Source organism: Phenylobacterium sp., from assembly GCF_036723115.1.
In the GTDB taxonomy this organism is placed as follows: domain Bacteria; phylum Pseudomonadota; class Alphaproteobacteria; order Caulobacterales; family Caulobacteraceae; genus Phenylobacterium.
Window position 1 is genome coordinate 22,561 of record NZ_DAIMHV010000019.1, and the last position, 6,453, is coordinate 29,013.

General features: G+C 68.9%; 5 protein-coding genes. 3 read left to right on the forward strand and 2 right to left on the reverse strand.

The window, feature by feature from the left end:
* Positions 1 to 73 precede the first annotated feature (73 nt).
* Genes V7D28_RS04030 through V7D28_RS04040 form a run of 3 tightly spaced genes read left to right on the forward strand, consistent with a single transcriptional unit; the run spans position 74 to position 4,406 of the window.
* Entirely contained in the window at positions 74 to 1,747 is a 1,674-nt protein-coding gene (locus V7D28_RS04030; protein ID WP_333586075.1) for an electron transfer flavoprotein-ubiquinone oxidoreductase, read from the forward strand.
* A 57-nt stretch (positions 1,748 to 1,804) separates the two neighbouring features.
* Positions 1,805 to 3,508 (forward strand): tetratricopeptide repeat protein, encoded by a 1,704-nt coding sequence (locus tag V7D28_RS04035; RefSeq protein WP_333586076.1) that lies wholly within the window; start codon positions 1,805 to 1,807, stop codon positions 3,506 to 3,508.
* Positions 3,509 to 3,515: 7 nt separating this feature from the next.
* Complete coding sequence (locus V7D28_RS04040; protein WP_333586077.1) at positions 3,516 to 4,406, forward strand: 4-(cytidine 5'-diphospho)-2-C-methyl-D-erythritol kinase; 891 nt, start codon at positions 3,516 to 3,518, stop codon at positions 4,404 to 4,406.
* Positions 4,407 to 4,550: 144 nt separating this feature from the next.
* Here V7D28_RS04040 and V7D28_RS04045 read toward each other — a convergent pair whose 3' ends face one another.
* Both V7D28_RS04045 and V7D28_RS04050 read right to left on the reverse strand, forming a co-directional pair.
* The gene (locus tag V7D28_RS04045) at positions 4,551 to 5,954 is read right to left on the reverse strand and encodes an ammonium transporter (RefSeq protein ID WP_442957889.1); all 1,404 of its coding nucleotides are present in this window, start codon (positions 5,952 to 5,954) and stop codon (positions 4,551 to 4,553) included.
* Between the two features lie 37 nt (positions 5,955 to 5,991).
* A complete protein-coding gene (locus V7D28_RS04050) occupies positions 5,992 to 6,330 on the reverse strand; it encodes a P-II family nitrogen regulator (RefSeq protein WP_333586079.1) in 339 nt (112 codons plus the stop codon).
* Positions 6,331 to 6,453: the final 123 nt, after the last annotated feature.

A 6,453-nucleotide genomic window follows, 5' to 3' on the forward strand; every position in this document is an offset into this window, starting at 1 on the left:
GACGCGCAAAGGATCAACGCCTGCGGCGAGGGTGAGGGGCCCCGACCGCCGGCCAACAGGAGCGTGAGGGGCTATGAGCGAAGACGTCGAACGGGAGTCGATGGAGTACGACGTCGTCATCGTGGGCGCGGGGCCGGCCGGTCTCGCCGCTTCGATCCGCCTCAAGCAGCTGGCCGCGGAGGCCGGGACCGAGATCAGCGTCGCGGTGCTCGAAAAGGGCTCCGAGGTGGGCGCCCACATCCTGTCGGGCGCGGTCATCGACCCCATCGCCATCAATGAGCTGATCCCCGACTGGAAGGCCCAGGGCGCGCCCCTGGAGACCGCCGTCACCAAGGACAAGTTCATCTATCTGGGACCTCAGGGCGAGCTCGACATCACCTGGCTGCCCATGCCGAAGTTCATGATGAACCACGGCAACTATATCGCCTCCCTGGCCAATGTGTGCCGCTGGCTCGGCCAGCAGGCTGAGGCGCTGGGGGTCGAGATCTATCCCGGCATGGCGGCCTCCGAAGTGCTCTATGACGAGGCCGGCGCCGTGAAGGGCGTCGTGGCCGGCGTGTTCGGCATCGACAAGGACGGCGAGAAGACCGCCGACTACCAGCCGGGCGTCGCCCTGCTGGCCAAGTACACCTTCATCGGCGAAGGGGTGCGCGGTTCGCTCGCCAAGCAACTGATCGCCCGCTACGGCCTGTCGGAAGGCAAGGAGCCGCAAAAATTCGGCATCGGCCTGAAGGAGCTGTGGCAGGTTCCGGACAAGAACTTCCAGCCGGGCCTGGTGCAGCACACCCTGGGTTGGCCGCTGGACGACAAGACCGGCGGCGGCAGCTTCATGTACCACTTCGGGGACAACTACGTGGCCATCGGCTTCGTGGTTCACCTGAACTACAAGAACCCCTGGCTGTCGCCCTTCGACGAGTTCCAGCGCTTCAAGCAGCACGAGACGGTTCGCCATCACCTGGAAGGCGGCAAGCGCATCGCCTATGGCGCGCGGGCCATCACCGAGGGCGGCTATCAGTCGGTGCCCAAGCTTTACTTCCCGGGCGGCGCCCTGATCGGATGCTCGGCGGGCTTCGTGAACGTGCCCCGCATCAAGGGCAGCCACAACGCCATGAAGACCGGCATGCTGGCCGCCGAGGCCGCCTTCGCCGCCATCCAGGGCGGCCGTCAGGGCGACGAACTGGCCGAGTACGAGAACGCCTACCAGAACTCCTGGGTGGCCAAGGAGCTGAAGCTGGTCCGCAACGCCAAGCCTCTCCTGGCCCGTTTCGGCACCGCGCTCGGCATGATGCTCGGCGGGCTGGACATGACCATCACCAACATGACCCGCGGCTGGTCGCCCTTCGGCACGCTGAAGCACGGCAAGACCGACGCGGCGTCCACGGGCCTGGCCAAGGATTACGAGCCCATCGTCTATCCCAAGCCGGACAACGAGATCAGCTTCGACAAGCTGTCGTCGGTCTTCCTGTCGGCGACCAATCACGACGAGAACCAGCCCGCCCACCTGAAGCTGAAGGACCCCTCGGTTCCCATCGGGGTCAATTTGCCCAAGTACGGCGAGCCCGCGCGCCTCTACTGCCCTGCCGGGGTCTATGAGGTGCTGTATGACGATAAGGGCGAGAACCCGAAGTTCCAGATCAACTTCCAGAACTGCGTCCACTGCAAGACCTGCGACATCAAGGATCCGTCGCAGAACATCAACTGGACGACGCCCCAGGGCGGCGACGGGCCCAACTATCCCAATATGTAGGCGGGCGGCGTGCTGACGGCGCTTGCGGGGGCGCGTGGAAAGGACGAGTCTGGTTTCATGCCGTTGAAGCTTTCCTTCCTTGCGATCCCCGCCCTCCTGCTCGCGGGTTGCGCCACGCCGCAGTATGGGGGGGAACCCCTGGGCGCGCGCTCGCCCTATGGCCTGTTTCTGGCGGGCCGAGCTGCGCTCAATGCCGGCGAGAGCCGCGAGGCCGCGAGCTATTTCGACCGGGCCACGGCTTCCTCTGGGGCGGGGCCTGGTCTGCTCACCGAGCGGGCCTTTACGGCTGCGGTGCTCAGCGGCGACATCCCGCGGGCCGCGCAGATGGCCGTCTTCGACGACACGGCCTCGGAGGCCTCCAAGCGGTTGGCCAAGCTGGTGGTGGCCGTGGAGGCGATCGCCAGCGGCCAGGGGGCCGAGGCCTATCGCACGCTGACGGCTGACGAGATCGGCTTCCCCCACCGCACGGCGGCCGCCCTGCTGACCCCCTGGGCGGCGGCCCAGGCCGGCGACATGCAGGCCGCCATCCGCCGGCCCGATGTGCCCGGGGACCGGCTCGTGGAGTTCTTCGGCCTGCTGAGCCAGGCCTATCAGTTTGAGCGGGCCAAGCGGTTCGACGAGGCCGAGACCGACTTCAAGGCGCTGACCGAGGGGACGGACGCCGCCCCGCTGCTGGTGCTGGCCCATGGCGAATTCCTGGAGCGGCGGGGTCGTCGCGACGAGGCGGTGGAGCTTTACCAGCGCAGTCTCGCCGCCTTTCCCCGGGAGCCGGCTCTGACGGCGGCGCTGGAGCGCGCTGAGCGGCGACGTCCGGCGCCCCCCATGCCGACCATCCGCCAGGGCGCGGCCCAGGCCATGCTCACGCCTGCCGCCGCCATGCTGGCGGCGCGTCAGAACCAGTTCGCCCTGGCCTATGTCCGGATGGCCCTGCGCCTCGATCCGGACCGAATGGACGCCTGGCTGATGGTGGGCGACCTCATGGCTTCGGCGGGCGACCTGGAATCGGCGCGGGCGGCCTACGGACGCGTGACGGCTTCGGCCCCGGAATACGCCGCCGCCCAGGCCAAGCTCGCCTGGAGCTATCAGACCGAAGGCGATGTTGAGCGCGCCCTGGCCATCGCCGAGGCCAACGCCGTCGGCGGGGACCCTGCGGCCCTGCTCACCCTGGCCGACCTCATGCGCACGAATGAGCGCTATGCCGAGGCCATTCCGCCCCTGGACCGGCTGATCGCCGAGAGCGCCGAGCCCGACTGGCGCTTGCTGTTCGCCCGTGGCGCGGCCTATGAACGCCTGGGCGACTGGCCCAAGGCCGAGGCCGACCTGCAGGCGGCCCTGGACCTGAAGCCCGATGAGGCGGAGATCCTGAACTACCTGGCCTATGGCTGGATCGACCGGGGCGAGCGCCTGGATGAGGCCATGGCCATGGTTGAGCTGGCGGTGGCCGCCAATCCCCGCTCTGGCGCCATGATCGACAGCCTGGGCTGGGGCTATTACCGCCTGGGACAGTACGACAAGGCGGTGGAGACCCTGGAACGGGCGGTGGAGCTCGAGGCCGGCGATCCGGAGATCAACAACCATCTGGGCGACGCCTACTGGCAGGTGGGACGTCGGGACGAGGCGGTGTTCCAGTGGCGCCGGGTTCTGACCCTGGAGCCGGACAAGACCATTGAGGCCGACGCCAGGGCCAAGCTCGCCTCGGGCGCGGGGCCGGGTCCCGCCCGCGCCGTGGCGGCGACGGACGCCCCTAAGCCCCGGCCCTGAGGCGGCGATGACGGCCCTGGAGGCGCTTGCGCCGGCGAAGGTCAATCTGTTCCTGCACGTGGGCGCGCCGGACGCCCAGGCCTACCACCCCCTTTGCACACTCATGGTCTTCGCCGACCTGGGCGACAGGGTGCGTCTGTCGCCGTCCGACGCCCCGGCCTTCCACGTCACAGGCCCCTATGCCGCGGCCCTGGTGGGGGAGGGCGACAATCTCGTCCTGCGGGCCATGCGCGCCCTGCTGCAGGCGTTGCGCGGCCCGCGATCGGCGATGAGCCTGGTGCTGGACAAGGCCTTGCCGGTGGCCGCCGGCCTCGGCGGAGGCTCCAGCGACGCCGGGGCGGCGCTGCGGCTGCTCCGGCAGGTCTGGGCGCCGGACATGGCCGACGACCGGCTGCAGGCCCTTGCCGCCAGCCTGGGCGCCGACGGGGCGGCCTGCCTGTGGGGCGCGCCGGTGCTGGCGGAGGGGCGGGGAGAGGTTCTGACCCCGGCGCCCGTCCTGCCGGCCATTCCGGCGGTGCTGGTCAATCCGGGCGTCGAGGCCTCCACCCGCGCCGTCTATGGGGAATTCGACCGGCTGGGGCGTTTCGGCGATGTGGCGTCGCCCGCCTTGCCCGACGCATTCGAAAGCGTCGAGGAGGTCGCAGCCTGGCTCAGCCTTCAGCGCAACGATCTGGAACCCGCCGCCATCGCCCTGGCGCCCGAGATCGGACAGGTCCTGGCGGCGCTGTCTGAGGAGCCGGAAGTCCTGGTGGCGCGTATGTCCGGCTCGGGCGCGACCTGCTTCGCCATCTGCGCCGGTGATCTGGAGGCCGAGCAGCTGGCCGCCCGGCTCGCCGAGCTGAGGCCCGACTGGTGGGTCCAGCGTTGCCGCCTGGGCGGACCCTGGCCAGACGCCTGACTCCGGCGCGAACCCAGGTTTTCAGCCCGTCGGCGCGCGCTCAGCGGCCGCCTGGCCGGCGCCCGGCGTGACTTGGCCGCACCCCCAACGCAAAACGGGGGCCCCGAAGGACCCCCGTTCCACACATCACAGGTGCTGGTCGTGTCAGTGCAGGGCTTCGCCGTGCTGCGACATGTCCAGACCCTCGACCTCTTCTTCCTCGGAAACCCGCAGCCCGGTGGTGAACTTGCAGATCATGAGGATCACGAAGGAGGCCACGGCCGACCAGACCACCGTGCCCAGGACGCCGATGAACTGGGTCACCGGGCTGGCGGCGGCGGCGACTTCCTCGCCGGCGATCACCGCATCGGCGAGCACGCCGGTGAGGACCGCGCCGACGATGCCGGCGATGCCGTGCACGCCGAAGACGTCCAGGCTGTCATCGTACTTGAGCAGCTTCTTGAGCCACACCGCGCCGATATAGGCCGCAGCGCCGCCCACCAGGCCGATGATCAGCGCGCCCTGCGGGCTGACGAAGCCGGCGGCCGGGGTGATGGCCACGAGGCCGGCGATGGCGCCCGAGGCCAGACCCAGCATGCCGGGCTTCTTGCGCTCGACCCACTCGATGACCATCCAGGAGAGCACCGCGCCAGCGGTGGCGACCTGGGTGTTCAGCATGGCCACGGTGGCCAGGCCGTTAGCGGCCAGCGCCGAGCCGGCGTTGAAGCCGAACCAGCCAACCCACAGCATCGAGGCGCCGATCATGGTCAGGACCAGGTTGTGCGGCGCCATGTTGTCGGTGCCGTAGCCCTTGCGCTTGCCGAGCACGATGGCGCAGACGAGACCGGCCACACCGGCGTTGATGTGCACCACGGTGCCGCCGGCGAAGTCGAGCACGCCTTCCTCGCTCAGGAAGCCGCCGCCCCACACCCAGTGACAGACCGGGGCATAGACCAGCAGGGCCCAGAGGACCGAGAACAGCAGCATGGCCGAGAACTTCATCCGCTCGGCGAAGGCGCCGGTGATGAGGGCCGGGGTGATGATGAAGAAGGTCATCTGGAAGACGACGAACAGGTATTCCGGGATGGAGCCTGACACGCCGTCATAGGCCACGCCGCTCAGGAAGGCGTTGCCCAGCCCGCCCACGAAGGGGTTCAGGGCGGCGTTGCCGTTCTCCGAGAAGGCCAGTGAATAGCCGACCACCATCCAGAGCACGCTCATCACTGCGGTGATGGCGAAGGACTGGGCGACGGTGGAGATCACGTTCTTCTTGCGGACCATGCCGCCGTAGAAGAGGGCCAGGCCCGGGATGGTCATCATCAGCACGAGCGCCGTGGAGGTGAGCATCCAGGCGGTGTCGCCGCTGTCGACCGTGGCGACCTCTTCCTCGACAACCTCTTCAACCACCGCTTCTTCGGTGACGACTTCCTCGGTGGGCGCAGCCTCGGCGATGGGCGCGGCGGCCTCAGCCGGAGGCGGCGCTTCCTGCGCCCAGGCCGAGGCGGCCGGCGCTCCCAACAGGGCGGCGGCGAGCATCAGCCCCGCCAGCCGGTTCAGTTTAATTGGCATCATCTCGCTTATCCCCTTGTCCCGTTCTGTTGCGCCCTCAGAGGGCGGCGGCCCCGGTTTCGCCGGTGCGGATCCGCACCGCCTCTTCGACATTGACCACGAAGATCTTGCCGTCGCCGATCTTGCCGGTGGCCGCGGCGGCCTTGATGGCCTCCACCGCCTTGGCGGCGGCGGCGTCATCGACCACGGCCTCCAGCTTCACCTTGGGCACGAAGTTCACCTGGTACTCCGCGCCGCGGTAGATCTCGGTCTGGCCCTTCTGGCGGCCATAGCCTTTCACTTCCGAGACCGTCAGGCCTTCAACGCCGGCGCCGACGAGCGCTTCGCGCACATCGTCCAGCTTGAAGGGTTTGACGATCGCCATGATCAGTTTCATCCGCTCGCTCTCGCACAGGCTTGTCGCCGCGCGTCCCCTTGTTGGTTCGAGCCGTCACCGAGCCCCATGGCCCCATTCCGACGGTGTCGGTCGACGGCGATAGTGACGCTATCGACCCCGGGG